The sequence below is a fragment of the Pseudomonas sp. SZ40 genome, from assembly GCF_052958135.1.
Genome location: NZ_JBQWIF010000002.1, coordinates 48,362 through 75,166 on the forward strand (window position 1 = coordinate 48,362; position 26,805 = coordinate 75,166).

The window sequence follows — 26,805 nt, forward strand, 5'->3', positions numbered from 1 at the left end:
GCAGCCCGTCGAAATGCTCGATGGGCGCCCGCTGCACACTGATCTGCCAAACATTCAAATAGCTGCCGCGCCCGAGTCTCTCGGGGTGGCCTCGGAAGACCGATAGCATGGACATGCAAATACCGGGTTACGACATCGAACGCGAGCTGGGCGATGGTGCGATGGCCGTGGTCTACCTGGCTACACAGCGTTCCCTCGACCGCAAGGTCGCGCTGAAGATCATGGCGGCCTCGCTGGCCGCGGACCCGACCTTCTGCGAGCGCTTCCTGCGCGAGGGCAAGACCCTGGCGCGGCTGTCGCATCCGAATACCGTGACCATCCACGACATCGGCAATGTCGGTAGCCTCTACTACATGGCCATGGAATACCTGCCCAACGGTACCCTCAAGGAGCGCATCAGCGCGGGCCTGAGCATCGATCAGGGGCTGGTGTGGATTCGCCAGATCGCCTCTGCCCTTGGTTACGCTCATGCCCAGGGCATGGTTCACCGTGACGTCAAACCGGCCAACATCCTGTTTCGCGCTGACGGTACGGCGGTGCTCAGCGACTTCGGGATCGCCAAGGCGCTGGACGACCGTACCCAGTTCACCCAGGCCGGTTTCGCCGTCGGTACGCCCAGCTACATGAGCCCGGAACAGGCCCGTGGTCTGGATATCGATGGCCGTGCCGATCTCTACGCCCTCGGCGTGGTGCTGTACGAAATACTCACCGGCAAGCTGCCTTACATCGGCAGCGATTCGCTGTCCACGGCCCTGGCGCATCTGACCGAGCCGTTGCCCGCGCTGCCCATGGTGCATGGCCGCTACCAGCCGATTCTCGAACGCCTGCTGGCCAAGGATCCCAACGAGCGATTCGCCGATGCGGCGCAGTTGATTGCCGCGCTCGATCGCCTGCAGGTGCCAGCCGCTGCCACCGACGATGCCACCCTGTTCCAGCCGCTGGTGTTGCCACCCGTCGCCGAGGTCAAGGGCGATACCAGCGTGCCGCCGCTGGCAGCGGTTTCCGTGGACATACCGACCCATGCACCGGCGGCGGATACCGCCGTGCCGCCACCGCGCCCGCAGCCCTCGCCGTTGGCATCGTCGGTACGTGAAGGCAACGCGGGCTCCAGCAGGACGCCGCTGATTCTCGGCGCTTCCCTGGCTGGCGTGCTGTTGCTGGCCGGTTGTGGTTACTGGCTGTTCGGCTCCGACAGCGCGCCGCCAGCCTCGCCGCCGGTAGCCGGCGAGCCCGCTCAGCCCCTGGCCCCGCCAAGTGGCGAGGCTGGCCCGATCTCGGCGGTGGCGGACAGCGATGGTGGTGATCGCCCGCTGCTCATGCCAGGCAAGAAAACCCTGTTCCAGCGCGTGCTGAGCAAACCCGGCGCCAAGCTGGTCGAGACGGCGGGTGCCAGCAGCGGCAAGGACATGCCGGCGTTTTCGGTGTTCTATGTGTATGCCCGGCAGGACATCGACGGCCAGCCGTGGCTGCAGATCGGTGCCTCCAGCGACGGCCGCCGCGATGGCTGGCTGCCCGCCACGGCGGTGAGCGACTGGAAGCAGAGCCTGGTGCTCAAGTTCACCGAGCGCTCCGGTCGTGCCCCGGTGATGTTCGTGCGCGACGCCTCGGCTCTGGAGCAACTGCTGGCCGAGCCGGCCCGCGCTCGCGAGGCATTGCGTGAAGCGCTGAAGGGTACCGGCCACAATGTGGTGGCGGTGGAGCCGGGTGGCAGTGCGGTACCGCAGGACCAGTTCTACCTGCTGCCGATCTTCGACTCGGAAGAAACCTTCGACGCCAACGGCCAGCCGATGCAACTGCTCAACGTCGCCTCCATCGACCCCGGCAACGCCCCGCAGAACCAGGGTGAAGGCGCGCCAGTGGCAGGCCCGGAGGGGTTCAGAACGGCCATCGTGCTGGTGGTCGACACCTCGGTGTCGATGCAGCCCTATATCGACCGGGTACGCGACGTCGTCCACGAACTACAGGGCCAGATCGCCAGCCGTGGCGATCTGGACAGCGTCAGCTTCGGCATGGTCGGTTTCCGCAGCAATACCGCCAAGACGCCGGGCCTGGAGTACACCGCTAAGACCCTGGTATCCCTGGAGCAGGGGCGTGATCCCGAGCGTTTTCTGCAGTTGGCGCAGCAGATCAAGGCCACCGACGTGTCCAGTCATGACTTCAACGAGGACGCCTTCGCCGGCGTCATGCAGGCCGTCGATGACATGGACTGGAATGGCTATGGCGGCCGCCTGATCCTGCTGGTCAGCGATGCCGGGGCGTTGCGCAAGAGCGATCCGCTGGGGCTGACCAAGATGAACGAGGCGGAAGTGCGCGAGGCGGCACTGCGCAAGCAGATCAAGATCTATGCCCTGCACCTGAAGACCGCCACCGGCAAGCGCAATCACGGCTTTGCCGAGCAGCAGTACCGCAGCCTCACCGCCGACCCCAACCCGCGCATCGGCGACCTGTACGTTCCGGTGGCCGGCGGTGACGTGAACGCCTTCGGCAACAGCGTGACGGAAATCGGCAGCGCCTTCGCCGATCTGGTGCATCAGGTGCGCACCGACAACAGCCTGCCCGAACCCAAGGGCGGTGCCAGCATCGCCGACAAGTCCGCGGCGGTCGGCTACGCCATGCACATGGACTTCCTCGGTCACCAGGCCGAGGCGCGGGCGCCCCAGGTGGTCACTGCGTGGACCAGCGATCGTGACATCACCGATCCTGCCTTGCCGGCCTTCCAGGTCTGCGTGCTGCTGACCAAGCTGCAGCTCAACGACCTGCAGCAGTCGCTGCGCATGGTGGTCGATGCGGCGCGGCGCACGCAGAGCTCGCCGAAGGACTTCTTCCAGGAGATCGCCAGCGCCAGTGCCCATATGAGTCGCGATCCGTCGGCCATGGTCAAGGGCGGCAACCTGGCCCAGAGCGGCGTGCTGGGTGAGTACCTGGATGGTTTGCCCTATCGCAGCAAGGTGCTGAACATGAGCCAGGATCTGTGGTTGTCGCTCAGCGTGGCCGAGCAGGAGGATTTCATCGACGAGCTGGATTCGAAGATCCAGCTCTACGAGACCTTCCACAACGACACCGCCAACTGGGTGCGTTTCGGCGATGCGGCTCCGGGAGACGCGCTGTATCGCGTGCCCCTGTCGACCCTGCCCTGATGCTCACCCTTGGCGCGATCAGCAAGACCCGTGGGAGCGAAGGGCAGCGCTATTGCCTGGAAATTCCCGCTCTGGGGTTGCGCGCCGGACAGCGGATCGCCCTGATCGGCCCCAGCGGCAGTGGCAAGAGCACGGTGCTCGATCTGCTGGCGCTGGCCTTGTCGCCTGACTCGGGCGGCAGTCTGCGCTGGGACGACAGCGTGCAGTCTCTCGACCTCGCCGAGCTGTGGCGTCTTGGTCGGCATGACGAGCTGGCAAAACTGCGCGCTCGCGCCTTCGGCTACGTGCTGCAGACCGGCGGGCTGCTCGGCTTTCTGAATGTACGCGGCAATATTCAGCTACCCCGCGAACTGCTGGGGCTGCCAATGGACGGTGCGGTCGAGCAACTGGCCGAGCAACTGGGCATTGCCGATCTGCTCGACCGGCAGCCGGGACGGCTTTCCGTCGGTCAACGGCAGCGCGTCAGTATCGCCCGCGCCCTGGCTCATCGTCCCGCCATCGTATTGGCCGACGAACCGACCGCATCGCTCGACCCACTGAACGCCGAGCGGGTGATGCACCTGCTGGTCGAGCAGGCGGCGGTGCGTGACCTGTGTCTGGTGATCTCCACCCACGACGAAGCGCTGGCCGTGCGCTACGGGCTGACACCCATGCGCCTGACGGTGGAGCAGCGCAGTGACGGCCTGGTGGCTGCACGGCTGGGGGAGGCGGGCTGATGCGCCTGGCCCTGTTCGCGCGTCTGGCCTGGCAGGATTATCGCTGCGATGCGCGCCTGTCCTGGTGCGCGATCCTCGCCCTGGCGGCCGTCATCGCACCCTTGCTGGTGCTGTTCGGCCTCAAGTTCGGCCTGGTGACGACGCTCACCGAGCGCCTGGAGCGCGACCCCGGCGTGCGCGAAGTCATTCCGCTCGGCGGTGCCCGCTACAGCCTGCAGGCCATCGAGGCGCTGGCCCGGCGTGACGACGTGGCCTTCGTGATTCCGCGAACCCGGCAGATCGCCGCTACCGCCGAGCTGCAGGGCGCGGGGCAGGCCATCACCGTGGAAATGCTGCCGACTGCAGTCGGCGATCCGCTGCTCGGCGCCTTGCCTGCGCCGGCCAGCAGGGACGCCGTGCTGCTCAGCCAGAGCGCGGCGGAGAAACTCGGCGTCACTGCGGGGGACACCCTCGAGGCAGGCTTCGGGCGTACCGTGCAGGGCGCGCCGCAATACGCGCGTGCCCGCCTGCAGGTGCAGGCGGTACTGCCGCTGGCAGCATTCTCGCGCGACGCCCTGTTCGCCGCATTGCCGCTGCTGGAAGCGGTGGAGGATTATCGTGATGGCTTGGCGGTCGCCGATTTCGGCTGGCCGGGAGCGCAGGCCATGGCGCGGTCGGAGCGGGTTTACCCCGGCTTTCGCCTGTATGCCCGTGATCTCGATGGTGTGGAAAGCCTGCGCCTGCATTTCCAGCAGGCGCGGCAGGCCGTGGTGACCCAGGCCGAAGCGGTGGCTCAGGTCCGTACCCTGAGCCGCAACCTGGCGTGGATTTTCTGGTCGGTGGCCTGTCTGTCCCTGGCCGGAGCCTTCGCCGCACTCACCGCCAGTACCCTGGGCGCAGTGGAGCGCAAGCGTCATGAATTGGCGGTACTGCGTCTGCTGGGTTTTCCGGCGGCAGCGCTGGTCGCCTTCGTGGTCCTGCAGGCGCTGTACACCGGGATTGCCAGCCTGCTGCTGTCGGCGCTGTTGTACGGCATCGCGGCGAGCGGCCTGAATCTGCTGTTCCAGTCGGCGTCCGGCGAATATGCTTGCCGACTGTTGTTCTCTCATTACCTGCTGGCGGCACTGGCAACGCTGCTGTGCTGCATGCTCGCGGCGGCCGCCGGTGGCTGGCGGGCGGCCTACCTGGAAGCCTCGGAAGGATTGCGTCATGTATAAGGTGCTGAGTGCCGCGCTGGTTCTATGCTGTTTCACCGGTGTCGCCCGGGCCGAGGCGGATGCCGACCCGCTCTACAATCCCAAGCCGTTGAAGGGTGACGTCAGTCTGCCGCTGCCCTGCGAGGGGCAGATGGTCTTCCGGCATGTCTACGTGCTTGCCAAGGGCTCGCTGGACGACCGTGAGGTGACCCTCGGCTACCCCTTCAGCGAAGGTGAACCGGGCTATCAGCAGTCGTTCATCTCGGGCTACCGACGCGACTACATCAATGGTCAGTTCACCCTCGGCGACCTCTCCAAGGACTGGCAGGCCCACGTCCGCGGTGAGCTGCCCAAGGCCGACGGGGTGACGCCGCTCAAGCCGATGCTGTACTTCATCGGCAAGTACGAAGTGACCCAGCGTCAGTACGATCTGGTCATGGCCCAGGCCCCGGCGCTGGCCGGAGAGGGCGAGGCGCCGGCCTGCGAGGCGCCGTCCGGAATGGCGGGTCGGCTGCCCAAGGTCAATCTGTCGCGATTCGACGCCGAGCGTTTCGCGGCGGTCTACAGCGCCTGGTTGCTCAAGCATCATCGTGACCTGCTACCGGTCAGTGGTCGTAGCGGTAATCGCGAAGACGGTGGCCAGGGCTTCGTGCGTCTGCCGACCGAAGTGGAGTGGGAATACGCGGCCCGAGGCGGTCATGCGGTCAGCCGCCAGCAACTCGAGGCGCGTCTGTTTCCACGCCCGGTGGAGGGCAGCGACAGCGACGGGCCGCTTGGCGACTGGGCGGTGTTCAATCAGGTATCCGGCGGTACCGGGCAGAACGCGCGGCTATTGCCCATTGGCCTGAAGAAGCCCAACCCGGTCGGCCTGTTCGACGTGGTCGGCAACGCTGCGGAGATGGTCCAGGAGTCGTTCCAGCTGGTGCACGCAGGGCGCCGCCATGGCACCTACGGCGGCTTCGTGGTCAAGGGCGGCAACTACCTGGAAGGGGAAATGACCCTGTTCACCGGCATGCGCCGCGAGTACCCGCTATTCGCTGCCGACGGTACCGAGCAGCGCAACGAAACCACCGGCTTCCGTGTTTCCATCGGTGCCTTGTCGGCACCGCGTTCGCGTTACAAGGAACTGTTTGCGCAATGGAAGGACGAAGGACGAGTGAGTACGCTCACCGACGAGATCGACGAAGAACAGGACGCCACCAAACTACTCGATGGCCTGATCGCCAACAGCGACGATCCGCAACTGCGTGATCGCCTGGCGATCGTCAACGAGGAGCTCAAGCGCAGCGTGTCGCTGATCGCCAAGCAGCGCGAGGATGCGGCAGGCAACCTGATCCAGTCGGCGGCGCTGGTGGCCGAGACGATCAACAACTACAACATTCGCCTGACCAATTTACGCAAGAGCCGTGACGAAGCTCGCAGTGCCAAGGATGAAGCCTCGGCGAAACTGTTCGAGGCGGCGATGGCCAATGGTCGCAGTGCGCTGGACGGTGCGCTGGCGATCTACATCGACAACCTGGACAACGGCACGCGTTACAGCAATGCGGTCATCCAGGCGCAGTTCCAGCGCACCAAGGAGGAGCTGGCGCGCAAGCCGGTACTGGGTAAAAGTCTGGTGAATCGGGCTACGCTGTTCGTGCGACATGTCGGTGAATACCGCAAGAACCGCAAGGCCGACGCCGAAGTGATTCTGAAACAGCTGCTGGCGCCCTGATAGCGGCAGCAGCACTGCAACGATGGATGCCGGGCATCGGCGGTTGACCGAGCCGGCTTTGAAAGGAACTCTGGCGGCCTTGGCCGTGATCAAGCAGGCGGTTGTCATGCGACGCAGCCTGAATGGAATAAACACTCACTCAAGTACGAGATCGACGACGATGCAAAATCCCAACAAGGCCCCCGCTTTTTCCTCGATACGCACTGCGCTGCTTTCCGCCGTCACCTGCACCAGCGTACTGCTGGTCGGTTGCGCCGGCTCGCCGAGCTCCCAGGTTGCCGCGACCACCAAAGCGGAGTTCTTTCCGCAATGCTACGAGCCTGTGAAGCAATTGCGCAGCTCGGAAGACGCGATGAGTCGCAGTGTCGCTATCGGTGCCGTGACCGGCGGCCTGATGGGCGCCCTTGGTGGTGCTCTGGTCGACGATGAGAAACGTGGTCGCAATGCCGCCATCGGCGCCGCAGGTGGTGCCCTGGCGGGCGGTGCGGTGGCCTACTACAACCAGCGTCAGCAGCAGATCACCGACGACAACGCGCGTCTGGCTTCCTATGCCGCCGACATCGACACCAACAACCAGAACATCGACCGCAACATCCGTTACGCCAGCGCTGCCCAGAGCTGCTACCAGCAGGCGTTCACTCAATTGCGTGCCGATCGCAAGGCGAACAAGATCAGCGACGCCGATGGTCGTACGCGCCTGGCGGAAATCGTCAGTGGCCTGAACGAAACCAATGCGCTGCTGGCCAAGGTGGACGGCCGTACCGGCGAGAACGTCAGCACCTACACCCAGGCATACGAGAAGGACCTGCAGACCGTTGGCGTCGAGCGCAAGGAAGTGACCAAGGTGGCCACCGCCAAGCAGCCTAAGGCGACCACCAAGGTGACCAAGGAAGTCATCAACACCGAGCAATCGCTGCAGAAGGCCCAGGCCAAGCAGAAGGAAAGCCAGCAGGTTGCCAGCCGAGGCCGCACGCTGGTGAGCGATGTGTGCAACAACCCGGATATGGGTGACTGGGCACCGGCCAGCTGCAAGGCCTGACACCTGGCTGTATGGAAAACCGCGCCTGGCGCGGTTTTTTTATGCCTGCCGTCCAGGGGCTGTGGACGTTTCAGCGCGCGCCGCGTTGCGGCGAGAAATCTCGGCAGGCAGAACATGTTGGGTGTCTCTAGCTAGCGCACCTGGCGACCCAAGGCCCTGGCCCGCAGCGGCGTTCGTATAGACTGCTCCGACAGCTCCGTCGCTCAGCGTCGACGGCCCCCACGTCATGAATGTGCACGGGGGATTGATGCCGGTCACTATCGGCAGTGCGGCCCTGGGCAATCATGGCGGGTGCCGGGTGGGTGACCAAGCTGTCGGGGGCAGGGGCGACGTGCTGAATGAGGCGTTTCCCGGTGAATGCACGCCACCCCAGCGTTCGTGCAGAAACGTACGGTTCGAGTCTCCGCGCACTGCCGTGCATCACACGGCGGGCGAAGCGCCCCGGTTCACAACACTTCTCTCTTAGCCGTTTTGGATTAGCTGATGAACAAGATGATAGTGAGTCTGCTGGTGGCTCTGGGCCTGGTCGGGGCTGTTCAGGCTGCAGGCGATCCGGTGGCGGGGCAGGCGAAGACCATCGTCTGCGGTGCCTGCCATGGGCAGGATGGCAACAGCCCTCTGGCGAACTTCCCGAAACTGGCCGGCCAGGGCGAGCGCTATCTGCTCAAGCAGATGCAGGACATCAAATCAGGCGCCCGGCCGGTGGTCGAGATGACCGGCATGCTCGAGCCGCTCAGTGACCAGGACATGGTCGATGTGGCGGCCTATTACGCCAGCCAGAAAATCTCCGTCGGCGCCGCAGACCCTGCGTTGGTGGAACGCGGGCAGGCGCTGTTCCGTGGCGGCAAGCTGGCGGAGGGCATGCCGGCCTGCACCGGCTGTCACTCGCCGGACGGTAGCGGCATCGCCACGGCCGGCTATCCTCACCTGGGTGGCCAGCACGCTGACTATGTCGCCAAGCAACTGACCGCCTTCCGTGAGGGCGAGCGCAGCAACGACGGTGACAGCATGGTCATGCGCGACATTGCCGCCAAGCTCAGCAACAAGGACATCCAGGCGATATCGAGTTACATCCAGGGCCTGCACTGAGACGTTGATCGGGGCGTGACGAAAAAGGGTGGTTCTGACCGCGCTTTTCGGCTGACGAGGCGGCTACAATGGACGGAACCTGCCGGGTGGCTCTCCAGTCGAAGCGAAGCTGTCCGCAGTACCCTCATAGCAAGGAGTCATGCATGCGTAATCTGATCCTTTCCGCGGTTCTGGCTGGTGCAAGCCTGTTCGGTGTCGCTGCCCATGCCGCCGAAATCGAAGCCGGCAAGCAGTATGTCGAGCTGAGCAACCCGGTACCGATCTCCAAACCCGGCAAGATCGAAGTCGTCGAGCTGTTCTGGTATGGCTGCCCGCACTGCTACCAGTTCGAGCCGACGCTCAACCCATGGGTCGAAAAACTCCCGGACGACGTCAACTTCATCCGTATTCCCGCCCTGTTCGGCGGCGTATGGAACGCCCACGGGCAGATGTTCCTGACCCTGGAAAGCATGAAAGTCGAGCACAAGGTGCACAACGAAGTGTTCCGTGCCATCCACCAGGAAGGTCGCAAGCTGGCCACTCCGGAAGAAATGGCTGATTTCCTGGTCACCCAGGGCATCGACCGTGACGCCTTCCTCAAAGCCTTCAACTCCTTCGGCGTGAAGAGCCAGATGGAAAAGGCCAAGAAACTGGCCATGGCTTACCAGATCAATGGCGTACCGGTGATGATCGTCAACGGCAAATACCGTTTCGATATCTCCAGCTCGGGCGGCCCGGAGCAGACCCTGCAGGTTGCCGACCATCTGATCGCCAAAGAGCGCGCAGCCAAGTAACCGGTCCATACGGAGCGCCCCGCCATGCTGCGCCGCCGTTCGATGCCCCGTCAGGCTGGCCTGTGTGATCCACAGGTCAACCCGGACTGCACACCCGACGGCGATTGGCCGCAGAACGGGCGCCTGCGCCTGCTCAGCTTCAATATTCAGGTCGGTATCAGTACCGAGCGTTATCACCATTACCTGACCCGCGGCTGGCAACACCTGCTGCCGCATCAGGGGCGCGCTGGCAACCTGCAGCGTATCGGCGATCTGCTCGGTGACTACGACATCGTGGCCCTGCAGGAAGCTGACGGCGGCAGCGTGCGCTCCGGCTTCGTCAACCAGATCGAACACCTGGCTCGTCTGGGTGCCTTTCCCTACTGGTATCAGCAGCTCAATCGCAATCTTGGCCGCTTCGGTCAGCACAGCAATGGGCTGCTCAGCCGCTTGCGCCCGTCCATGCTGGAGGATCACCCGCTTCCAGGGCCTGCTGGCCGTGGCGCGATCCTGCTGCGTATCGGTGAGGGTGACGACGCCATCGCCGTGGTCATGATGCACCTGGCGCTGGGGCCGCGTACCCGTACCCGGCAACTGGCCTACATCCGCGAGCTGATCAGCGGCTATCGCCATCAGATCCTGATGGGCGACATGAACACCCATGCTGCGGATCTGCTGGAGCATTCGCCACTGCGCGACCTTGGCCTGATCGCGCCGCAGATCGAAGCGACCTTTCCGAGCTGGCGCCCACAGCGCTGCCTCGACCACATTCTGCTCAGCCCCGGTCTGGAGCTCGAGCGCTTTCAGGTGCTGGCCCAGCCGATCTCGGACCACCTGCCGGTGGCCGTGGAGATCCGTCTGCCCAACTCCTTCGCACCACCGTTGCCGCCCTGTATTCAGGAGCCCTGAACATGGCCGACGACGCCCAGCGCTGGCGCGAGAAATACCTTTCCAACCTCGAACAGCAGGAGAAGCTCGAGCGGCGCTGGGATGCGCGCATCGACTTGCTGCGGCGCGGCCTGGTGCGTAGCAGCCTGGCAGCGGAGGGGGCCGACAAGTCGGTCGACCAGTGCATGCAGGATCTGCGCGAGATCCTTCGCCGCGACGATATGGATGCGGGGCTCAGCGCGCTGATCCCACGTCTGGAAAAGACCGTACTGGATTCCGAGCAGCGCCGTCAGCAACGGATCGAACAGGTCGCCAGCGGCCTCTCCAGCCTGGTCGCGCAGTTGCTGAAGATGGATCTGCCGAGTGATGTCCGCAAACCGCTCAAGCGCTACGCCAAACAGGTCGACGAGCGGGCGCGGCAATCCCGTGAGATGCCTGCGTTGCTGGCCGAGTTGAGCCAGTTGCAACAGCAGGCGCTGGCCGCATTGGGAGCGGAACAGGTCGAGCGACCGGGTTTCATCGAGCGGCTGTTCGGCAGCCGTGATGCCGCCAGCCCGAGCGTGCCGGGCGAAGCGGCAACGGAGTCGGCACCTGTCGTCCAGGCCCTGCCGCTGCAGGCCGCGCCCGCTGCAGTCGCGCTGGCCGAGCAGCCTGCTGCGCCGCAACCGGCGCTTGCTGACGCCGAGCCGCAGTTGGTGTCGCAGCCCAAGGCCCTGGAGCCCGTGGTGCTGGCTGCCAGCCCGGCGGCAGCCAGCGGCACCGTTCTGCTGGATAGCCTGCCGCTGTCATCCGCGCTGTTGATGCCGACGCCTGTCGTTCAGCCTGCGAATGAGCCCGTTGCCGAGACCGCGGAAGCCGTCACGCCTGTAGACGCTGCGTTGGAGGAAGCGGTACCCGCAGACGATGCACTGCTGCAGGCCGATCCCGCCTATGCGCTGCCGCCGGCGCCCGAGCCTGGCTACAGCGCCATCGCCAGCCATGTCGAAAGCAGCCTGCTCGGTCTGCTCGAAGAGTTGCCCTTGCCCGAGCGTCATCAGGCCCAGGCCGATGTCCTGCGTCAGCGCATCATGGCCGGCCTCAACATGTATGAGCTGGTGCCGGTGCTGGACGACCTGGGCGTGCTGATGCTGGCGATCGCCGACGTTGGCCAGCGCGAGTTCGAGGGCTATCTCAAGCAGCTCAACCAGCGCCTGGCGGCTTTTCAGGGCAGCCTGCGTGACGTGCATGCCGATTATGCCGACTCGACTCAGGCGGCCCGCAGCCTGGACAGCGAGCTGCGCCAACAGGTCGATGGCTTGCACAGCAGCGTGCTCGAAGCCACCGACCTGGACAGCCTCAAGAGCCTGGTGGAAAACCGCCTCAGCGGCCTGCTCGGCACCATGGAGCAGTATCAGCACCAGCGCGACGAACGTGAGCAACAGGTGGGAGAGCGTCTGCAGATCCTGGTCGAGCGTGTGGCGAGCATGGAACTGGAGGCCAAGGGCTTCCGCGACCACCTCGAAGAGCAGCGCCAGAAAGCCCTGCTCGACCCGCTCACCGGATTGCCCAACCGTGCCGCCTGGACCGAGCGGCTGGATCTCGAGCTGGCGCGCTGGCAGCGTTATGGCGGCGACCTGCTGCTGGCGGTGCTGGATATCGACCACTTCAAGCGTATCAACGATGATTACGGCCACCTGGCTGGTGACAAGGTGTTGAAGATCATTGCCGGTGAGTTGTTCAAACGGTTGCGCAAGACCGATTTCATCGCCCGCTTCGGCGGCGAGGAGTTCGTCCTGCTGATCCCTTCCACGCCCATGGACGGTGGCCTGAAACTGCTCGATACCCTGCGCACGGCGATCGAGAGCTGCCCGTTCCACTTCAAGGGCGAACGGGTGACCATCACCCTGTCTGGCGGTATCAGCGCGTTCAGTGCCGCAGAGCGCAGCGAGCAGGTGTTCGAGCGCGCCGACCAGGCGCTCTATCGCGCCAAGCGCAGCGGCCGCAATCGTATCGAGCCGGGCTGACGGAACCGTATCGCCGCTGATCGCTCGGGCTCATGCTTACCCTCGATTGTTCGTCCCGCTGCAGGGGCTGGAAAGGGGGGAGCGGTGCATTCTGTGCATCAGGCACGCCCGGCCTGTGCCGGTTGTCGCAAAGCGCACAGGCGGCAGTCGCCCGGCCAGCGAGACGCTGCTAGTCTTTGCTCGCCGAACACTTGATAACCAGATCGACTCGATATGCTAGGGCGTTTCTCACTCCTCCTGGGACTCTGTGCGTTTGCCTGTCAGGCAACTGCACTGACCGTCTACAAGTACACCGATGCCAATGGCGTGGTCACCTATAGTGATCAGGCCGCGCCCGGTGCGAAGGTGTTCGTGTTCAGCGACCGCATGGTCGAGAAGCTCGATAACCAGGTGAAGCTGGAAACCCGCAAGCACGCCGCAGGCGAAACCCTGCTGGTGCGTAACGATCTGTATGCGCCGGTTCAGGTGGAGCTCAAGCTCGAGAAGGTCGCCAACGCCAGTGGCGTGCCGGCGAAGCCGATCAACTGGGTTTTGCCGCCGCGCAGCGAGATCCGCCTGGCCACCCTGGCGCCGCTCGATCCTTCCAAGCCGCTGCGTTACACGCCGAAACTGAGTTACGCCCTCGGTGACCCGCGTCTGCTGCCGATCAAGAACAGTTACCCATTGCCGTGGCAAGGCGGGCCTTTTCGCCTGACTCAGGGCGCCAACGGCCAGTACAGCCACTTCACCCCCAAGGGTCGCTACGCCATGGACATCGCCATGCCCGAAGGCACGCCGATCGTTGCAGCGCGCAGTGGCATCGTGGTGAAGACCGAAAACGCCCAGAGTGGGCGTGGCAACAACCCGTCCGGCAACTTCGTACGCATCCTCCACGACGACGGCACCATGGGCGTCTACCTGCACCTGATGCAGGGCTCGGTGAGCGTTCGTGAGGGGCAGCGGATCGCCACCGGTACGCCCATCGCCCGTTCCGGCAATACCGGCAACAGCACGGGCCCGCACCTGCATTTCGTGGTGCAGCGCAACGTCGGCATGGCGCTGGAGTCGATTCCTTTCGAATTCAGCCAGCCGGTGGACAGCCTGCCCAACTTCGCCGTAGGGGGCGAGTGAGGCCAGCCTCGAATCCGTTGCGAATGCTCCTCGGCAGTTGCCGGCTCAGGCTTTGCTCAGGCGGCAGCTGACTGCGCAGTGGTCGGAGACGCCGGTACTCATGCTGGCGTTTTCCAGCCGGTAGCCCGGCGTGTGGAACAGCCCGTCGACCATGAATGGTATGTCCCCGGCACGGTGTAGCGAGCCGTCGATGCTGCTGGTGTAGTGCGCCGGTATGCCATCGATGAAGTGCTCGGCGATCATGTCGAAGGTGTCGCGTCCGCGCGGCGCATTGAAGTCGCCTACCAGCAACAGATCGCCAGCCTGCTGCGCTTGCGCCTGAGCCAGGCTGATCAGCTTGCCGGCGCTTTCCCGCTGGTACGCCGTTGAGGTGCCGAGCGGGGTCACGTTGAGATGGGTCACGGCGATGCGCAAGCCGCGCACAGTGGCCGTCAGCATGACTTCGGCAATGCTCAGCGGATCGGCCGTGCGCAGACCCTGGGTGCTGAAGAAGGTCATTTCACGGATGCTTTGCGCGCTGCCCGAGTAGTACTCGGCGACCACGTCGGTGAGCGCATCCGTGCGGGCGATCATGCCGACGCCGACCACATTCGCAGGGCCTTCCCCCGGATAGCGCACCATGGGTGCGAAGGACATGCTGCCGCCCATCAGGGCTTCGAAGAACGGAATGTCACGCTCGCAGAGCTCCTGCAGGCAGAGCAGATCGGGCCGTTCACGATTGACGAAGGCCTCGACGCGCGGCAGGTGTCTGGAGCGTTCGATATTGATGGAAGCGATGTTGAGTGACATGGGATCAGTAGGCGATTACGGCATGAAAGGCAGCGTGGAGCACGCATGGCGCGTGTCTGTGCGAGGGAGGCCGAAGTATATCAGACGCCCTCTCCGCCAATGGGACTCCACGCTCGTACTCGCCCGCGGCCGGGCTATCGTTCGGCTCACTGTCCTCGTCCCTGTGTCTGCCTGCTACCCAGTGACATAAAAGACGTGCCAGCAGAATATTCAGCGCACTTTGTTGGTGCTGACTGATGGCCTTTGGTCGCTAAACAGATTGGCAAATCCCTCATTAATCTTCTGTTTTTTTCACTTAATCAGTGGCTTTAACTGAGGGTGTCGAGCGGCGCAGCAGACGCTCGTCGGAAATGCTCGAAAGTGGTGCCTGGCGCTCTTTTTTGGCGCCCTGCAAGCCAGCTTTTTCGTATGTCCCGATGATATTTTTAATATTTTTCCAACTGCCATCCTTTCCGCCACTATCCGTTCGCAGCAGTAACCAAGTGGCGAAAAAAGGGGATGGTGGTGTACGGACTCGGCGATTGGCAGCAACGTGCTCGGCAGCAACCTTTCATCAGCCAGGCGATCATCGGAGGCCGCCGAGTTGCAGCGCAATCCGGTGCCACCTTCGCTTCAATCAATCCAGCCACCGGCCAACTGCTCTCCAACGTCGCGGCCTGTGATGCAGCCGATGTCGACCTGGCAGTACGCGCCGCACGGCAATCCTTCGAGGTGGGTAGCTGGTCGCAACGTGCGCCGGTCGAGCGCAAGCAGGTGCTGCTCAAGTTAGCTGAGTTGATTCTGGCCAATCGAGATGAACTGGCGCTCCTCGACTCACTGAACATGGGCAAGCCGGTGATGGATGCCTGGAACATCGACGTGCCCGGCGCCGCCGGTGTGTTCCGCTGGTACGCGGAGAGCCTCGACAAGCTGTACGACGAAGTCGCGCCAACGGCCCGCAACGTGCTCGCCACCGTAACGCGTGAGGCGCTGGGCGTGGTCGCTGCCGTGGTGCCGTGGAATTTCCCTCTGGACATGGCCGCCTGGAAACTCGCGCCGGCCCTTGCCGCCGGTAACTCGGTGATCCTCAAACCCGCCGAGCAATCGCCGTTTTCCGCCTTGCGTCTGGCCGAGCTGGCGCTGGAAGCGGGCATTCCCCCAGGCGTGTTCAACGTCGTGCCCGGCTTCGGCGAAAGTGCCGGCAAGGCCCTCGGTCTGCACATGGATGTCGACTGCCTGGCCTTCACCGGCTCCACCGAGGTCGGCAAGTTCTTCATGGCTTACTCGGCGCAGTCCAACCTCAAGCAAGTCTGGCTTGAGTGCGGTGGCAAGAGCGCCAACCTGGTGTTCGCCGACTGCCAGGATCTGGATCTGGCTGCAGAGAAAGCTGCCTTCGGCATCTTCTTCAATCAGGGCGAAGTCTGCTCGGCCAACTCGCGCTTGCTGGTCGAACGCTCGATCCATGACCAATTCGTCGAGCGTCTGCTGAGCAAGGCCCGCGACTGGCAGCCGGGTGACCCTCTGAGTCCGACCAGTCGCGCTGGCGCCATCGTCGAGACACGGCAGACCGCTCGGATCATGACCGTTGTCGACGACGCCCGGCGTGAGGGTGCGCACCTGGTTTGCGGCGGGCGGCAGCTCAGCTTCAATGGCTCGGACAATTTCATCGAGCCGACGGTGTTCACCGACGTTTCTCCCACCAGCCGTCTGGCCCGCGAAGAAGTGTTCGGCCCGGTACTGGCGGTAATGCCCTTCGACGGTGAAGACGAAGCCGTGCAACTGGCCAACGACAGCATCTATGGCCTTGCCGCCTCGCTGTGGAGCGACGACCTCAATCGTGCCCATCGCGTGGCGCGTCGCCTCAAGGCGGGCACCGTGTCGGTCAACACGGTTGATGCCCTGGACGTGAGCGTGCCTTTTGGGGGCGGCAAGCAATCCGGTTTCGGCCGCGACCTGTCACTGCACTCGTTCGACAAATACACCCATTTGAAGACCACGTGGTTCCAGCTGCGTTGAGCAATGCCAGTCGCGCCGAACCCGATCACAGGAGCCTTGCCATGAACGCCCCGAAACACAGCACGCAGCAATACCAGGCGCTGGATGCGGCCCACCACATCCATGCTTTTCTCGACCAGAAAACGCTGAACGAGAAGGGGGCTCTGGTGATCGCCAAGGGGCAGGGCCTGAACCTGTGGGATACCGATGGAAAACGCTATCTGGATGGCATGTCCGGGCTGTGGTGCACTGCGCTCGGCTATGGGCGTGCCGACCTGAATGCCGCTGCCAGTCGGCAGCTCGAAGAGCTGCCTTACTACAACCTGTTCTTTCACACCACGCACCCGCGGGTCGTGGAGCTCTCCGAGCTGCTCTTCAGCCTGCTGCCAGAGCACTACAGCCACGCCATCTATACCAACTCCGGTTCCGAGGCCAACGAGGTACTGATTCGTAGTGTGCGGCGTTACTGGCAGATTCTCGGCAAGCCGCAGAAGAAGGTGATGATCGGCCGCTGGAACGGTTACCACGGTTCGACCCTGGGCAGCACCGCGCTTGGCGGCATGGGCTTCATGCACGAGATGGGCGGCATGCTGCCGGACTTCGCCCATATCGGTGAGCCGCACTATTTCGTCGAAGGCGGCGAGCTGAGCGAGGAGGCGTTTGGCCTCAAGGCCGCCCGCGAGCTCGAGGCGAAGATCCTCGAACTGGGCGCGGAAAACGTCGCCGCCTTCGTGGCCGAGCCCTTCCAGGGTGCCGGTGGCATGATCTTCCCGCCGGCCAGTTACTGGGCCGAGGTGCAGCGCATCTGCCGTCGGTACGACGTATTGCTGTGTGCCGATGAAGTGATCGGTGGCTTCGGCCGCACGGGCGAGTGGTTCTCCCATCAGCATTTCGGTTTCGAGCCGGACACGCTGACCATCGCCAAGGGGCTGACCAGTGGTTACATCCCCATGGGTGGTCTGGTGTTCAGTGCGCGGATGGCGGAGGTGCTGGTGCAGCAGGGTGGCCTTTTCGCTCATGGTCTGACCTATGCCGGGCACCCGGTGGCGGCGGCAGTGGCCATCGCCAACCTCACTGCGCTGCGTGACGAGAAGATTGTCGAAACGGTGAAAACCGACACCGGCCCCTACCTGCACAAACTGCTGCGCGAGACCTTTGGCGGGCACCCGCTGATTGGCGATATCCAGGGTGTCGGCCTGGTTGCCGCGTTGCAGTTCGCCAAAGACAAAGGCACGCGCAAACGTTTCGCCAACGAGAACGACATCGCCTGGCACTGCCGCACCGTGGGTTTCGATGAGGGTCTGATCATTCGCTCGACCCTCGGCCGGATGATCATGGCGCCAGCGCTGGTCGCCACTCATGCCGAACTGGATGAGCTGGTGGAGAAGACCCGTCGCGCGGTGGATCGAACCGGGCGTGAACTGAATCTGTTGTAAACCAACGTGTTCCGTAGAGAGCGCTGAAGACTACTGTGCCGGCCCCACGAGGCCGGCCTGCGATACGCCTTGGCCCCTGGCCTGTCCCTGCCCCATGAAAACCAAAAACAAGCCAACAGGCTGTGGGAGTGCTTCATGAACAAGTCCTTGCGCCACCGTATCGTCCGCTCTTTTGCATGCACCGCCGTAGCCGCTGGCATGGCCACCAGCGTCCAGGCCGGAACCCTGACCCTTGGGCACACCACCTGGGTCGGTTACGGCACGCTTTATCTGGCCCGTGACCTCGGCTACTTCAAGGAGCAGGGGCTGGATGTCGAGTTCACCGTGATCGAGGAGTCGGCCATGTACATGGCGGCTCAGGCCTCTGGCAAGTTGTCGGGCTCGGCGTCGACCATCGATGAAATCCTCAAGTATCGCTCGAAGAACTTCTGCTTCAAGGCGGTTGCCGCGCTGGACGAAAGTCACGGTGGCGACGGTGTACTGGTGGGTAACGAAGTGACCAGCCTGGAGCAGCTGAAAGGCAAGGCGGTGGCGGTCAACGAAGGTTCGGTATCGCAGTTCTGGCTGTCCTACCTGCTCAAGCAGAAGGGCATGAGCATGAGCGATCTGGAAATCCAGAACATGACTGCTGACGATGCGGCCACCGCATTCATCGCTGGCCGCATACCGGCTGCTGTGACCTGGGAACCGCACCTGTCGCTGGTCAAGGCGAAAGGGCAGGGCAAGGTGCTGGTCGACAGCAGCGAGACGCCTGGGGTGATCGTCGACGTGATGGCGTTGTCCTGCGACGTGATCGAGAAGCAACCTGAAGATGTGAAGGCACTGGTCGCTGGCCTGTACAAGGCAGTCGAGTACACCAAGACCCATCCGCAGGAAGCCTACGAAATCATGGCCAAGGGCGTCGGCGGCTATCTGTCCGATCCGAAGGATCTGGCCGAGGCAGCCAAGGGCGTGAAGTTCTATGACCAGGCCATGAGCGAAAAACTGCTTGGCACTCCGGGAAAACCGGGCGACATCGCCGGCGTTATCAGCCTGGCCAACGAAACCTGGACCAGCCTGCAGGGCAAGCCTTACGCAGTGAGCTACGAGGACTTGGTGGATACCTCGTTCGTTACCCCGTAAGCGTTCCGCCCGCAGGCTGTTCACGCCACTGTCGCGATGCCTCCCGGCATTCGCGCGCGGTGTGAGATGTGGCAGCCACGGGCTTCTCAAATACCTGCAACACGAGGTGGTCATGGCCACGCAAAAAACCTGGGCGCAGCGCTGTCTGACGCCGAAAGTAGAGCTGCCACGCAAGCTGGTGCTCGGCACGGGCGCCCTGTGCTGGCTGCTGGTGCTCGGCCTGTGGGCCGTTCTGTCCTACGGCGGCGTGGTGCCATCGATGTTTCTGCCAAACCCTGGTCAGGTCGTCGAAGCCGGCGTGCGCCTGGCCGGCGACGGCACCCTGAGCAAGCATGTGCTGGCCAGCCTTGAAGTGGTGCTGATCGGTTTCGCGGTTTCGTCTCTGGTCTCGGTGCCATTGGGCCTGTTGATGGGCAGCTTTCGCATCGTCCAGGCGTTCCTCGAACCCCTGGTCAACTTCATCCGCTACCTGCCGGTGACCTCTTTCGTGCCGCTGTTCATCCTGTGGATCGGCATCGGTCTGGAGCAGCGCGTGGCGGTCATCATCTTTGGGGTGTTCTTCCAGCAGCTGGTGATGATTGCCGACGTGTCCAAGGGCGTGCCGCGGGATCTGATCAACGCCAGCTACACCCTCGGTGCAAGTCGCCGCGACGTCGTGCTGCACGTTCTCGGTCCGGCCTCACTGCCGGGCATACTCGATACGCTGCGAGTCACCATGGGCTGGGCCTGGACCTATTTGGTAGTGGCCGAGCTGGTCGCGGCCTCGAGTGGCCTCGGCTACATCAGCCTCAAGGCCATGCGCGGCTTTCAGGTGGACGTGATTTTTCTGGCCATTGCCATCATCGGCCTGCTCGGGCTGCTCACCGATCAACTGTTCCGCTTGCTTCGACTGAGGATTACCGCATGGGCGCAGTAGCCAAGAAACCCTACGTGATGCCCGCGCTCAGCGAGTACGCCGAGGTCACCGCACGCCTGCGTGTGGACAACGTCAGCCTGCGCTATCAGTCGCCCAACGGCGATACCTTCACCGCCCTGGATCGGGTTTCCTTCGAGGTACCGGATCAACAGTTCGCGGTGATCGTCGGGCCGTCCGGCTGTGGCAAGTCGAGCCTGCTCTACCTCACCGCTGGCCTCAACGAGCCCAGCGATGGTGACATCTACGTCGGTGGCAAGAAGGTCGAGGGCCCCGGCGCCGACCGCGGCATGGTGTTCCAGGGCTATACATTGTTCCCCTGGCTGACGGTACGTCAGAACATCGAGTTCGGCCTCAAACGCCGTGGGCTCGGCAGTGGTGAGATCAATACCATCGTCGACTACTATCTGGGCGAGGTGGGGCTGGCCAAGTTCGCCGGGCATTACCCCAAGCAATTGTCCGGCGGCATGATGCAGCGCGTGGCGATTGCCCGGGCATTGGCCAACGACCCGCAGATCCTGCTGATGGACGAGCCCTTCGGTGCGCTCGACAGCCAGACGCGTCTGCAAATGCAGCAATTGCTGCTGCAAGTGTGGGGCAACAGCAAGAAGACCGTTGTGTTCGTCACCCACGATATCGACGAAGCCATCCTGCTCGCCGACCGCATCTACGTGATGGGCGCGCGCCCCGGGCGGATCAAGGAAATTCTCGACGTACCCATCGATCGGCCCCGCAATCTGGACGTGGTCATGGAGCCGGAGTTCATCCGCATGAAGCGGCATATCCTCGGCCTGCTGCACGATGACATGGAGGCGGTGCACTGAAATGGATGACGCCTTCGACTACCTGATCGTCGGTGCCGGTTCCGCCGGCTGCGTATTGGCCAACCGCCTCAGCGCCGACCCTGGCGTTCGCGTGTGTCTGATCGAGGCCGGCGGCAGCGACGCCAGCCCGCGCGTGCAGGTACCGGCCGGCACCATCACCCTGTACAAGAGCCGCGTGTTCAGCTGGAACTACTTTTCCACACCTCAGCAGCATCTGGCTGGGCGCAGCCTGCACACGCCACGCGGCAAGGTGCTCGGTGGCTCCAGTTCGATGAACAGCATGATCTACATCCGTGGCGATGCCAGCGATTACCAGCGTTGGCAGGCGGCGGGCTGCACCGGCTGGAGCTGGCAGGACGTACTGCCGTATTTCAAGCGTTCGGAAGGTAACCGTCTCGGTCAGTCGTTGCTGTATCACGGCACTCAGGGCGAGTTGCTGGTGGACAAGCCGCGTGATCCCAACCCGCTGTCCAGGATTTATATCCGCGCGGCCGAGCAGCTGGGTCTGCGCCAAAACGACGATTTCAATGGCGGCACCCTGGAAGGCGTGGGTATCTACAACGTGACCCAGAAGAACGCCAAGCGCCTGTCCAGCTATCGAGCCTTCGTCCATCCAGTGCGTGAACGCAGCAACCTCACCGTGCTCACTGGCTGCCAGGTGGAGCGGCTGATCCTCGAGGGCGACCGCGTCACCGGTGTAGAGCTACAGCAGGGCGAACAGTGGCGTACCTTGCTGTGCCGTCGTGAGGCCATTCTCTGCGCCGGTTCCCTCGGTTCAGCGCATCTGCTGCTGAAGTCCGGCATCGGCCCCAAGGCCGAGCTGGAGGCCGCCGGTGTAGCTTGCCGGGTTAATCTGGCCGGAGTAGGCAAGAACCTCCAGGATCATGTTGATGGCCTGGTTACCGTGCGCTCGAAGAGCCCGCTATCGCTGGGCTTCTCCCTCGGTTCGCTGCCCAAGGTGCTGGTATCGCCGTTCAAGTACCTGGCGCAGAAGATGGGTTGGCTGACCACCAACTACGTCGAGGCCGGCGGCTTTGCCCGTACGCCCCTGGCCGAGGCGTTGCCCGATGTGCAGATGCATTTCGTGCCCGGTTATCGAAGCCACCGTGGGCGGCTGTTCGAGTGGGGCCATGGCTATGCCATCCATACCTGCGTGCTGCGCCCGAAGAGCATTGGTGAGGTGCGTCTGGGGGCGGGACGCAGCCTGCTTGTCGACTTCAACTTCTTCAGCGATGAAGCGGACGCGCGCGTATTGATCGAGGGTATGAAACTGGCGCGCAGGATTCTTGCCCAGCCAGCGTTCGATAATTCGCGTGGCGTCGAGATGCTGCCAGGGTCGGAAGTGCAGACCGATGAGCAGTTATTGGCGCATTTGCGCGAGTGCGCGGCCACCGTGTTTCACCCGGTCGGCACCTGCAGGATGGGCACTGACGAGATGGCGGTGGTGACACCGGCGCTTGAGGTGCGCGGCATTGAGAACTTGCGGGTTGCCGATGCCTCCATCATGCCGACGCTGATCAGCGGCAACACCAATGCGGCGTGCATCATGATCGGCGAGCGTGCGGCGGATTTCATCCTGAGCAGCGAGGTACCCAGCCTGACGGCCAGGCACTCGCTTGTGCAGGAAGCTTAGAACGCCAGGCCAACTTTCAGGCCAACCTGTTCCTGTTTGAGCTTGCTGTTTTCAGCCAGCACGCTGTTGCTGTCGACTTTGTAGTTCGTGCGGGTGTAGTACAGGCTGGTGCTGACTGGCAGGTTGTTGATGCCCTTGTTCCACAGCACGGTCAGCTCGGCGTACGGGTTGGCCTTGTCCTTCAGGTCAACGGTGTCGCTGCCTTCGCCTCTGACTTTCAGTTCGGCTTCTGCATCGAGCGAATAACGTGCGCCGGCCTCGAGGCGGACGGTGTAATCGGACGTCAGGTAGTTGTAGCCGATGCCGGCCTTGGCAAAGGGGGCTTTGCTGGTCAGTTTGACGTTGGTATCAAGCGGGCCGGCATCGTCCTGCTCGATGCGACCCCAGTCATAGCCGCCACCAACGATGAAGTCGATGTAGTTGTTGGTGCTCAGCGCGGCACGCAAGCCCAGGTCGAGGTCGGCACGGGCTGCCTGGTACTTGTCGTCGTCTTTCTTGCGGTACTGGGCTTCGATGCCCGCTTGATAGATGAAGCCTTCATGGCCCGTCAGCTTGTTGCCGAAGTTATAGAACAGACCGCCCTGATTCAGACGCTCCTTGTCGCTTTCGCCAAAGGTGCTCAGCTTGTACTGATTGTGCGAGCCGATGACGCCGATGGTGGAGATCGGGTCAGTGATAGAGTCGGCGTAGGCGTGCGAAGCACCAGCGAGGCAGAGGGCGAGTGCGGTTTTCGACGTGATTCCATTGAGTTGCATGGCTGAATCCTTGGCAGTCTGTTCATGTGATGGCGTGCACCCATTCGATGCGGTGCACGCCGATGGACTGCCCACTTGCACAAGTTATTCGAGTAGCCCGACGAACGGTTTTAAGTGATTGTTTCGGATCAGATATGAGTATGCTGGATAGAAGCGTAGATGACCGATTGGTCAGCTTTTTAGAGCGCGTCATTCGACCCGCCTCCAGGCGTTGATACGCCTGGGATGCGCGTCGATCAGTCGAGTTTGATGACCTTGGCCAGCAGGATCTTCGGGCCCTTCATCTTCTTGACGATCAGGCGAAGGCCGGCGACCTCGAGTGATTCCTCTTCCTCGGGCACCCGCTTGAGGGTTTCGTAGATCAGCCCCGCGAGGGTTTCCGCCTCGATATGGTCGAGGTCGACGCCGAGCAGCCGCTCCAGCTTGAACAGCGGCGTATCACCGCGCACCAGCAGCTTGCCGGGTTGATAGGCGAGGATGCCGCGCTCGGCCTTGCGGTGCTCGTCCTGAATATCGCCGACCAGGGCTTCGAGCACGTCTTCCATGGTCAGGTAGCCGATGACCTTGCCATCGGCTTCCTCGACCAGCGCGAAGTGGGCGCCGCCTTTGCGGAACTGCTCCAGCAACTCGGAGAGTGGCAGGTTGCGGTTGACCTTCTCCAGGGGGTGCATCAGCTCGCTGAGGCGCAGGGTCGAGGGCAGCATTTCCAGCAGCGACAGGTGCAGCAGCAGGTCCTTGATATGCAGCACGCCGACGAACTCGCCAGCGGCCTCGTCGTAGATCGGGTAGCGGCTGTACTTGTGGCGACGGAACACGCTGAACACTTCATCCAGCGAGGCGTTGAGCTCGAGGTAGATCAGGTCTTCGCGGGAGTTGGCCCAGTCCACCACGTCCAGCTCGCCCAATTCGACCGCCGAGGCGAGCACGCGCATGTCCTGGTCGGTCGGGTCGCTGGCACGGCTGGAGTGCAGGATCAGCTTGAGCTCATCGCGGCTGTAGTGATGGTCGTGGTGCGCCCCCGGCTCGCCCTGGCCGGCGATACGCAGAATGGCGTTGGCGCTGGCATTGAGCAGGAAAATCGCCGGGTACATGGCCCAGTAGAACAGGTACAGCGGCACCGCCGTCCACAGCGACAGCAGCTCGGGCTTGCGAATCGCCCAGGACTTGGGCGCCAGCTCGCCGACGACGATGTGCAAGTAGGAAATGATGAAGAAGGCGGTGAAGAAGGCGATGCCGTGAATCAGCTTCTGCGACTCGATGCCGATGGAGGTCAGCAGGGGTTCGAGCAGGTGGGCGAAAGCCGGTTCACCGACCCAGCCAAGGCCGAGGGACGCCAGGGTGATACCCAACTGGCAGGCCGACAGATAGGCGTCGAGCTGGTTGTGCACGGTACGCAGGATGTGTCCGCGCCAGCCATTCTCCTGGGCCAGGGCTTCGACCTTGGTGGCCCGCAGCTTGACCATGGCGAACTCAGCGGCAACGAAGAAGCCGTTGAGCAGCACCAGAAACAGGGCGAACAGCACGAGGCCGAAATCGGCGAAATAGGTGGAGAAGGAGACGCTCGTAGAGGGATCCATGGGGAGTTCGTGTGACCAGATATTGCTAAAGGGTGGGGCTTGGGACTGTGCTTTGCAATAGGGCCTGGGTCACAGGCCCTAAAGTAGTCAGCGCTCGCGCTGCGCTATCTGGGCCGCCGGGAAGTGACAGGTGAACAGGCTGCCCTTGCCGACGACGCTGGTGATGTCCAGTTGGCCGCGGTGGCGCAGCAGCACGTGCTTGACGATCGCCAGGCCCAGACCGGTACCACCGGTGTTGCTGGCACGGCTGGAGTCCACCCGATAGAAGCGCTCGGTCAGCCGCGGCAGGTGCTTGGCCTCGATGCCCGGCCCGGTGTCCTGCACGGACAGGTGCGCGCCCTGTTCGTCCTGCCACCAGCGAATGCGGATTTCGCCTTCGGCCTGGGTGTACTTGACCGCATTGAACACCAGATTCGAAAAGGCGCTACGCAGTTCCGACTCGCTGCCCTTGAGCCTGACTCCGGCGTCGGCGTCCAGGCTGATGCGGTGGTTATGCTCCGCAGACAGCGCCTGGGCATCGGTCTTGATTGCCTGCAGGAGTTGCTCGACCGGCACGGGCTGGTTGTCGGACGGGTAGTCGGTGGCTTCCAGTTTGGCCAGCAGGAGCAGATCGTTGAGCAGGCACTGCATGCGCGAGCCCTGTTGCTGCATCTGTTGCAGGGCACGGCGCCAGCGCGGATTGATCTCGTCGACGTTGTCCTGCAGGGTTTCCACGTAGCCGGAAATCACCGTGAGCGGCGTACGCAACTCGTGGGAGACGTTGGCGACGAAATCCTTGCGCATCTGTTCGAGCTGATGCAGCCGCGTCACGTCACGGACCAGCATCAGGTGTTCCTGATTGCCATAGCGGGTGATGTTCAGCTGCAGTTGCTTGCGCGGGTTGACCGGCGAGGGCAGCTCCAGCGGCTCGAGGTATTTGCCGCGCTCGAAGTATTCCTTGAAGCGTGGATCACGTACCAGGTTGGTGATCGACTGACCGCTGTCCTGAGGGGTTTTCAGGCCCAGCAGGGTTTCCGAGGCCTTGTTCCACCATTCCAGATTGCCGTGGCTGTCGAGCATGATCACGGCATCGCGCAGGGCCGCGGTGGACTCCTGGACACGGTCGATCACCGCTTGCAGGCGGCCGCGGGCACGCTGGTTACGACGTTGCAGGTGATAGATGCTGTCGAACACCTCGCCCCACAGGCCGTAGCCGTCTGGCGGTGGTTCGTCGGGCTGGTGATCCTTGAGCCAGGCATGCAGGCGCAACAATTGGCTGAGCGTCCATGCCAGGTGAATGGCCAGACCCAGGGCCAGTGCCCAGGCATACTGGCCGGTGATCACGCCCAGCACCAGACAGGCGGCGACCAGTAGCAGCAGGCGGCGGGTTATGGCGCCGCGCCAGTTGCTCGTCACGTTGCGCTCATCCGTCCGCGTGTCCCTGTCATGTTGCGCTCCAGGCTGCCGGTCAGCCCTTGGTGGAGAAACGATAACCGGTGCCGCGCACCGTCTGCACCAGATTTTCGTAGGCTTCGCCGAGCGCTTTGCGCAGGCGGCGGATATGCACGTCGACGGTACGTTCTTCGACGTAGACGTTGCCGCCCCATACCTGGTCGAGCAGTTGGCCGCGAGTGTACGCGCGTTCCTGATGCGTCATGAAGAATTGCAGCAGGCGATATTCGGTGGGCCCCATTTCCGCCGGCTTGCCGTCGATGGTCACGCGGTGGCTGATCGGGTCGAGCAACAGCCCGCCCACTTCGATCGGGCCCTCGCTGTCGCTGGGGCCGGCGCGGCGCAGTACCGCTTTCAGGCGGGCGACCAGTTCGCGGGGCGAGAAGGGCTTGGTGATGTAATCGTCGGCACCGACCTCCAGGCCCTGGATCTTGTTGTCCTCTTCGCCCTTGGCGGTGAGCATGATGATCGGGATGTCGCCGGTCAGCTCGTCGCGCTTGAGGCGTCGGGCCAGCTCGATGCCGGAGGTGCCGGGCAGCATCCAGTCGAGCAGGATCAGATCGGGTTTGCGATCGACGATGATGGCGTGGGCCTGCTGGGTATTTTCCGCTTCCAGGCACTCGTATCCGGCCATTTCCAGCGCTACCACGATCATTTCGCGGATCGGCGCTTCGTCATCGACGATCAGGATGTTCTTGCCAACCATGGGTCGAGCCTCAATTCATTCA

21 protein-coding genes are annotated in these 26,805 nt (G+C 63.4%); 16 read left to right on the forward strand and 5 right to left on the reverse strand.

Annotation, left to right across the window (positions count from 1 at the left end; translation table 11 throughout):
- The first annotated feature begins 107 nt into the window (after positions 1-107).
- From ACT9T4_RS02170 to ACT9T4_RS02215, 10 genes are all read left to right on the forward strand, one after another.
- A complete protein-coding gene (locus tag ACT9T4_RS02170; protein ID WP_499115303.1) occupies positions 108-3,137 on the forward strand; it encodes a serine/threonine-protein kinase in 3,030 nt (1,009 codons plus the stop codon).
- Positions 3,137-3,853, forward strand: coding sequence for an ABC transporter ATP-binding protein (locus ACT9T4_RS02175; protein ID WP_179539624.1), 717 nt, complete (start codon positions 3,137-3,139; stop codon positions 3,851-3,853). The genes ACT9T4_RS02170 and ACT9T4_RS02175 overlap by 1 nt, the downstream gene beginning before the upstream one ends.
- Positions 3,853-5,049: an ABC transporter permease gene (locus tag ACT9T4_RS02180; RefSeq protein WP_499115305.1), complete on the forward strand. Its 1,197-nt coding sequence runs from the start codon at positions 3,853-3,855 to the stop codon at positions 5,047-5,049. Before ACT9T4_RS02175 ends, ACT9T4_RS02180 begins: the two co-directional genes overlap by 1 nt.
- Positions 5,042-6,742, forward strand: a complete 1,701-nt coding sequence (locus ACT9T4_RS02185; protein WP_499115307.1) for a formylglycine-generating enzyme family protein — start codon at positions 5,042-5,044, stop codon at positions 6,740-6,742. The genes ACT9T4_RS02180 and ACT9T4_RS02185 overlap by 8 nt, the downstream gene beginning before the upstream one ends.
- 160 nt (positions 6,743-6,902) lie before the next feature.
- Positions 6,903-7,781, forward strand: a complete 879-nt coding sequence (gene tagQ, locus ACT9T4_RS02190; protein WP_179539627.1) for a type VI secretion system-associated lipoprotein TagQ — start codon at positions 6,903-6,905, stop codon at positions 7,779-7,781.
- Positions 7,782-8,264: 483 nt separating this feature from the next.
- Positions 8,265-8,870, forward strand: coding sequence for a c-type cytochrome (locus ACT9T4_RS02195; protein WP_499115309.1), 606 nt, complete (start codon positions 8,265-8,267; stop codon positions 8,868-8,870).
- A 143-nt stretch (positions 8,871-9,013) separates the two neighbouring features.
- Positions 9,014-9,643 (forward strand): thiol:disulfide interchange protein DsbA/DsbL, encoded by a 630-nt coding sequence (locus ACT9T4_RS02200; protein ID WP_465911425.1) that lies wholly within the window; start codon positions 9,014-9,016, stop codon positions 9,641-9,643.
- Positions 9,644-9,667: 24 nt separating this feature from the next.
- On the forward strand, positions 9,668-10,531 hold the full coding sequence (locus ACT9T4_RS02205; RefSeq protein WP_042552507.1) for an endonuclease/exonuclease/phosphatase family protein: 864 nt from the start codon (positions 9,668-9,670) through the stop codon (positions 10,529-10,531).
- A gap of 2 nt (positions 10,532-10,533) precedes the next feature.
- The gene (locus tag ACT9T4_RS02210; RefSeq protein ID WP_499115312.1) at positions 10,534-12,513 is read left to right on the forward strand and encodes a GGDEF domain-containing protein; all 1,980 of its coding nucleotides are present in this window, start codon (positions 10,534-10,536) and stop codon (positions 12,511-12,513) included.
- 213 nt (positions 12,514-12,726) lie between these two features.
- A complete protein-coding gene (locus ACT9T4_RS02215) occupies positions 12,727-13,623 on the forward strand; it encodes a peptidoglycan DD-metalloendopeptidase family protein (protein ID WP_042552505.1) in 897 nt (298 codons plus the stop codon).
- A 45-nt stretch (positions 13,624-13,668) separates the two neighbouring features.
- Here the strand turns inward: ACT9T4_RS02215 and ACT9T4_RS02220 are convergent, their stop codons facing one another.
- Entirely contained in the window at positions 13,669-14,412 is a 744-nt protein-coding gene (locus tag ACT9T4_RS02220; RefSeq protein ID WP_042552504.1) for an endonuclease/exonuclease/phosphatase family protein, read from the reverse strand.
- A gap of 504 nt (positions 14,413-14,916) precedes the next feature.
- Here ACT9T4_RS02220 and ACT9T4_RS02225 point away from each other — a divergent pair.
- The 6 genes from ACT9T4_RS02225 to ACT9T4_RS02250 all read left to right on the forward strand — a co-directional run bounded on the left by ACT9T4_RS02225 (position 14,917) and on the right by ACT9T4_RS02250 (position 22,314).
- Positions 14,917-16,407: an aldehyde dehydrogenase gene (locus ACT9T4_RS02225; protein WP_499115315.1), complete on the forward strand. Its 1,491-nt coding sequence runs from the start codon at positions 14,917-14,919 to the stop codon at positions 16,405-16,407.
- 41 nt (positions 16,408-16,448) lie between these two features.
- A complete protein-coding gene (locus ACT9T4_RS02230) occupies positions 16,449-17,822 on the forward strand; it encodes an aspartate aminotransferase family protein (RefSeq protein ID WP_499115317.1) in 1,374 nt (457 codons plus the stop codon).
- A gap of 135 nt (positions 17,823-17,957) precedes the next feature.
- A complete protein-coding gene (locus ACT9T4_RS02235) occupies positions 17,958-18,944 on the forward strand; it encodes an ABC transporter substrate-binding protein (RefSeq protein WP_499115319.1) in 987 nt (328 codons plus the stop codon).
- Positions 18,945-19,056: 112 nt separating this feature from the next.
- Positions 19,057-19,860 (forward strand): ABC transporter permease, encoded by an 804-nt coding sequence (locus tag ACT9T4_RS02240; RefSeq protein WP_463570039.1) that lies wholly within the window; start codon positions 19,057-19,059, stop codon positions 19,858-19,860.
- 17 nt (positions 19,861-19,877) lie between these two features.
- A complete protein-coding gene (locus ACT9T4_RS02245; protein ID WP_419761272.1) occupies positions 19,878-20,681 on the forward strand; it encodes an ABC transporter ATP-binding protein in 804 nt (267 codons plus the stop codon).
- Position 20,682: 1 nt separating this feature from the next.
- Positions 20,683-22,314, forward strand: a complete 1,632-nt coding sequence (locus ACT9T4_RS02250) for a GMC family oxidoreductase (RefSeq protein WP_499115320.1) — start codon at positions 20,683-20,685, stop codon at positions 22,312-22,314.
- On the opposite strand, the gene ACT9T4_RS02255 is transcribed toward ACT9T4_RS02250, so the two are convergent.
- The 4 genes from ACT9T4_RS02255 to phoB form a co-directional block, all read right to left on the reverse strand.
- The gene (locus ACT9T4_RS02255; RefSeq protein ID WP_499115322.1) at positions 22,311-23,069 is read right to left on the reverse strand and encodes a hypothetical protein; all 759 of its coding nucleotides are present in this window, start codon (positions 23,067-23,069) and stop codon (positions 22,311-22,313) included. The two genes, ACT9T4_RS02250 and ACT9T4_RS02255, sit on opposite strands and share 4 nt — an antisense overlap.
- 236 nt (positions 23,070-23,305) lie before the next feature.
- Entirely contained in the window at positions 23,306-24,646 is a 1,341-nt protein-coding gene (locus tag ACT9T4_RS02260) for a hemolysin family protein (RefSeq protein WP_042552497.1), read from the reverse strand.
- A gap of 87 nt (positions 24,647-24,733) precedes the next feature.
- Positions 24,734-26,041, reverse strand: a complete 1,308-nt coding sequence (gene phoR, locus ACT9T4_RS02265) for a phosphate regulon sensor histidine kinase PhoR (RefSeq protein ID WP_042552496.1) — start codon at positions 26,039-26,041, stop codon at positions 24,734-24,736.
- A gap of 52 nt (positions 26,042-26,093) precedes the next feature.
- Complete coding sequence (gene phoB, locus ACT9T4_RS02270) at positions 26,094-26,783, reverse strand: phosphate regulon transcriptional regulator PhoB (RefSeq protein WP_042552495.1); 690 nt, start codon at positions 26,781-26,783, stop codon at positions 26,094-26,096.
- Positions 26,784-26,805: the final 22 nt, after the last annotated feature.

Bases quoted from the DNA above. Each gene is read 5' to 3' on its own strand.
- phoB (WP_042552495.1), bottom strand. From the start codon at position 26,783: ATGGTTGGCAAGAACATCCTGATCGTCGATGACGAAGCGCCGATCCGC.
- ACT9T4_RS02180 (WP_499115305.1), top strand. From the start codon at position 3,853: ATGCGCCTGGCCCTGTTCGCGCGTCTGGCCTGGCAGGATTATCGCTGC.
- ACT9T4_RS02205 (WP_042552507.1), top strand. From the start codon at position 9,668: ATGCTGCGCCGCCGTTCGATGCCCCGTCAGGCTGGCCTGTGTGATCCA.
- ACT9T4_RS02230 (WP_499115317.1), top strand. From the start codon at position 16,449: ATGAACGCCCCGAAACACAGCACGCAGCAATACCAGGCGCTGGATGCG.
- ACT9T4_RS02175 (WP_179539624.1), top strand. From the start codon at position 3,137: ATGCTCACCCTTGGCGCGATCAGCAAGACCCGTGGGAGCGAAGGGCAG.
- ACT9T4_RS02235 (WP_499115319.1), top strand. From the start codon at position 17,958: ATGAACAAGTCCTTGCGCCACCGTATCGTCCGCTCTTTTGCATGCACC.
- ACT9T4_RS02240 (WP_463570039.1), top strand. From the start codon at position 19,057: ATGGCCACGCAAAAAACCTGGGCGCAGCGCTGTCTGACGCCGAAAGTA.
- ACT9T4_RS02210 (WP_499115312.1), top strand. From the start codon at position 10,534: ATGGCCGACGACGCCCAGCGCTGGCGCGAGAAATACCTTTCCAACCTC.
- ACT9T4_RS02215 (WP_042552505.1), top strand. From the start codon at position 12,727: ATGCTAGGGCGTTTCTCACTCCTCCTGGGACTCTGTGCGTTTGCCTGT.
- ACT9T4_RS02195 (WP_499115309.1), top strand. From the start codon at position 8,265: ATGAACAAGATGATAGTGAGTCTGCTGGTGGCTCTGGGCCTGGTCGGG.
- ACT9T4_RS02255 (WP_499115322.1), bottom strand. From the start codon at position 23,069: ATGCAACTCAATGGAATCACGTCGAAAACCGCACTCGCCCTCTGCCTC.
- ACT9T4_RS02220 (WP_042552504.1), bottom strand. From the start codon at position 14,412: ATGTCACTCAACATCGCTTCCATCAATATCGAACGCTCCAGACACCTG.
- tagQ (WP_179539627.1), top strand. From the start codon at position 6,903: ATGCAAAATCCCAACAAGGCCCCCGCTTTTTCCTCGATACGCACTGCG.
- ACT9T4_RS02250 (WP_499115320.1), top strand. From the start codon at position 20,683: ATGGATGACGCCTTCGACTACCTGATCGTCGGTGCCGGTTCCGCCGGC.
- ACT9T4_RS02170 (WP_499115303.1), top strand. From the start codon at position 108: ATGGACATGCAAATACCGGGTTACGACATCGAACGCGAGCTGGGCGAT.
- ACT9T4_RS02200 (WP_465911425.1), top strand. From the start codon at position 9,014: ATGCGTAATCTGATCCTTTCCGCGGTTCTGGCTGGTGCAAGCCTGTTC.
- ACT9T4_RS02185 (WP_499115307.1), top strand. From the start codon at position 5,042: ATGTATAAGGTGCTGAGTGCCGCGCTGGTTCTATGCTGTTTCACCGGT.
- ACT9T4_RS02245 (WP_419761272.1), top strand. From the start codon at position 19,878: ATGCCCGCGCTCAGCGAGTACGCCGAGGTCACCGCACGCCTGCGTGTG.
- ACT9T4_RS02260 (WP_042552497.1), bottom strand. From the start codon at position 24,646: ATGGATCCCTCTACGAGCGTCTCCTTCTCCACCTATTTCGCCGATTTC.